4 protein-coding genes and 2 tRNA genes are annotated in these 2,949 nt (G+C 37.6%); 5 read left to right on the plus strand and 1 reads right to left on the minus strand.

The annotated features are described in order from the left end of the window. Positions 1–98 precede the first annotated feature (98 nt). The 3 genes from N784_RS15510 (at position 99) to rocF (ending at position 1,309) form a co-directional block, all read left to right on the plus strand. Positions 99–173, plus strand: a tRNA-Gly gene (locus N784_RS15510). A 6-nt stretch (positions 174–179) separates the two neighbouring features. Next, positions 180–252: transfer RNA gene (locus tag N784_RS15515), tRNA-Ala, on the plus strand. 154 nt (positions 253–406) lie between these two features. Further along, positions 407–1,309 carry an arginase gene (gene rocF / locus N784_RS15520; protein WP_036836455.1) on the plus strand — a complete coding sequence of 301 codons (903 nt, stop codon included), beginning with the start codon at positions 407–409 and terminating at the stop codon, positions 1,307–1,309. Between the two features lie 45 nt (positions 1,310–1,354). Here the strand turns inward: rocF and N784_RS16460 are convergent, their stop codons facing one another. Next, positions 1,355–1,510, minus strand: a complete 156-nt coding sequence (locus N784_RS16460; protein ID WP_084600305.1) for an aspartyl-phosphate phosphatase Spo0E family protein — start codon at positions 1,508–1,510, stop codon at positions 1,355–1,357. 184 nt (positions 1,511–1,694) lie between these two features. Between N784_RS16460 and sigW the strand changes: the two genes are divergently transcribed. After that, positions 1,695–2,258, plus strand: a complete 564-nt coding sequence (gene sigW / locus N784_RS15525) for an RNA polymerase sigma factor SigW (RefSeq protein ID WP_036836456.1) — start codon at positions 1,695–1,697, stop codon at positions 2,256–2,258. A 14-nt stretch (positions 2,259–2,272) separates the two neighbouring features. Beyond that, the gene (locus tag N784_RS15530) at positions 2,273–2,884 is read left to right on the plus strand and encodes a zf-HC2 domain-containing protein (protein WP_036836458.1); all 612 of its coding nucleotides are present in this window, start codon (positions 2,273–2,275) and stop codon (positions 2,882–2,884) included. Positions 2,885–2,949 lie beyond the last annotated feature (65 nt).

A 2,949-nucleotide genomic window follows, 5' to 3' on the forward strand; every position in this document is an offset into this window, starting at 1 on the left:
CGGAGGTTCGAATCCTCCATGGCTCACCATTTATCCACTTTCACTCGTTTCTATTTAAAACGATGTTGATTGTGTTTTTTGTTTTTTTACATAATGATGCGGAAGTAGTTCAGTGGTAGAACACCACCTTGCCAAGGTGGGGGTCGCGGGTTCGAATCCCGTCTTCCGCTCCATATAGAGGGGCCTTAGCTCAGCTGGGAGAGCGCCTGCTTTGCACGCAGGAGGTCAGCGGTTCGATCCCGCTAGGCTCCATATACAAAACCTTGATTCTTCATTAAGAAGTTTCAAGGTTTTTTTGTGCGATTATAAAGAAGCGGAAACGTATATATATGCAAAATATTGTTGAGTTGAGTCATTAACAGAAAATTAGATACAATAAGAATATAGAAAAAAAGGAGATGGTATGATGAATCGGAAACTATCAATTATAGGTGCCCCAATGGACTTAGGTCAAAATAGACGAGGGGTGGATATGGGTCCTAGCGCTATTCGTTATGCAGGTGTGGTAGAGCGTTTGGAACAATTACAATATGATATCGAAGACCTTGGTGATATACATATTTCACAACCGGATCGTAAAGAAGTTATAGAAGACAGTCCTTTACGTAATTTATATGAAGTGGCAAAAGGAAATGAGCAGTTAGCGATGACAGTGGATGCAGAAGTTCAAAAAGGTAGGTTTCCGTTAGTGCTTGGAGGAGATCATAGTATAGCAATTGGTTCACTTGCTGGTGTAGCTAAACACTATCAAAACCTTGGAGTTATTTGGTATGATGCTCACGGTGATTTAAACACTTCAGAAACCTCTCCTTCTGGTAATATACATGGAATGCCTCTTGCTGTAAGTTTAGGTATTGGTGATGAGCGATTAGTAAATATAGGTGGGTATGAGCCTAAGATAAAAGCAGAGAATGTGATTATTATAGGTGCTCGTTCACTAGATGAAGGAGAGAAAGAGTTAATTAAAGAAAAGGGTATAAAGGTTTATACGATGCATGAAATTGATCGGTTGGGAATGAATAAAGTTATTCAAGAATCCATTAACTATTTAGCAAATAAAGTAGATGGAGTCCATTTAAGTTTGGATTTAGACGGATTAGATCCGCAAGATGCGCCAGGAGTAGGTACGCCAGTTATGGGGGGAATGAGCTATCGGGAGAGTCATTTAGCGATGGAAATGTTAGCAGAGGCAGATATTATAACGTCAGCTGAATTTGTAGAAGTAAACCCTATTCTAGATGAAAAGAATAAAACGGCTTCTGTTGCAGTAGGGTTAATGGGTTCCTTATTTGGAGAAAAATTAAAGTGAAACGGTGAAACAGCAACTACTCTACTACTACAGAGGGTTGCTGTTTTATTTACTCTTAATTACCATTTCGTACTTATTCAATAATTTATCTAATTGTTTACTTATTTCAATTACTTGTTCGGATGAAAATGGTAAACTAGTAGCTAGAGTCTCCATCTGCTTTCGGGTATATTCAATCTCTTGTAACAATTGCTGACACATATGCTCAAGACCCCCCTTGTGCAATGGAAAATTCCGTTTATAGTATTATATATCCGATTCTATTACATTTAAACATATCATATAAATGTAATGAAATATATGTAAAAAACTTTTTTGTTGATAATGAAACCTTTTATTCGGTCTATTCGTAAAAGAGTTAACCGCAGAGGCGGAGGTATAATACATGGATTTATTTATAAAGAAAAAGATAAAAAAAGTAAAAAAAGGCGACCAATCAGCATTTGAAGAAATTGTTACATTTTATCAAGGAAAGGTGTATCAAATTTGCTTCAGGATGTTAGGAAATGCTCATGAAGCAGAAGATATTGCACAAGAAGCTTTTGTTCGGGCTTACACAAATATTCATTCGTTTGATGAAAATCGAAAGTTTTCGACGTGGTTATATCGTATTGCAACGAACCTGTCCATTGATCGCATTAGGAAGAAGAAACCAGACTATTTCCTTGATGCAGAAGTGAAAGGTACAGAAGGTTTAACGATGTATTCACAAATTTCAGCGGATCAAGCATTACCCGAAGAGGAAGTGGAAAGTTTAGAATTGCAATCGTATATTCATAAGCAAATATTATCCCTTCCTGCGAAGTATCGCTCTGTTATCGTATTACGATACATCGATGAATTGTCTTTACAAGAGATTAGTGAAGTATTAGATATTCCAATTGGCACTGTAAAGACGAGAATTCATCGTGGAAGAGAAGCGCTTCGCAAAAAGCTTCGCCACGTGTAAAGGAGTGATGGGAAATGAAATGTTCAACTGAAGCCATTGCGTTGATGCATAAATATTTGGACGACGAGTTAACTAAAGAAGAAGAAATCATATTACGTAACCATTTATATGAATGTGAAGATTGTCAGCATCACTTTCATGAATTAAAACGTACAATTGCAATGGTACAAAGCACGAATAAGGTCCAAGTTCCCACCGGATTTGCTCAAGGTGTCATGGAGAAACTTCCAGAAGAGAAGAAGACACATAGCTATAAACGTTGGCTAAAAGCACATCCCATTACGACGGCAGCGGCAATCTTTTTCATTTTCATGTTTGGAAGTGTGTTCTCTACTTGGAACCAAGATCAACTAAGTGTTTCCAAGCAAGAAAACTTGATTATAGAGGATAATACCGTTATCGTACCAGAAGGAAAAACGGTGGAAGGTGATCTAATTGTGCGAAATGGTGACCTCAAAGTAGAAGGAAAAGTAGATGGAGATGTTGTTGTCATAAATGGGGAGAATTTGAAAGCATCTGCTGGGGAAGTGACTGGAGATTTAAAACAAGTAAATCAATTGTTTGATTATTTGTGGTATAACATTAAGGAAACTACAAGCGAGATCTTCTCATTAGATGAGGAATGAAGAAAGAAGTCACATTCGATGGCTTCTTTTTTTGAGATGTGCGCCCTGCATGGGCGAAAACTTGG

The organism is Pontibacillus litoralis JSM 072002 (genome assembly GCF_000775615.1).
GTDB classification, from domain to species: domain Bacteria; phylum Bacillota; class Bacilli; order Bacillales; family BH030062; genus Pontibacillus; species Pontibacillus litoralis.

Excerpts from the sequence above, each read along its gene's own strand:
- rocF (WP_036836455.1), top strand. The coding sequence starts at position 407 with ATGAATCGGAAACTATCAATTATAGGTGCCCCAATGGACTTAGGTCAA.
- N784_RS16460 (WP_084600305.1), bottom strand. The coding sequence starts at position 1,510 with ATGTGTCAGCAATTGTTACAAGAGATTGAATATACCCGAAAGCAGATG.
- sigW (WP_036836456.1), top strand. The coding sequence starts at position 1,695 with ATGGATTTATTTATAAAGAAAAAGATAAAAAAAGTAAAAAAAGGCGAC.
- N784_RS15530 (WP_036836458.1), top strand. The coding sequence starts at position 2,273 with ATGAAATGTTCAACTGAAGCCATTGCGTTGATGCATAAATATTTGGAC.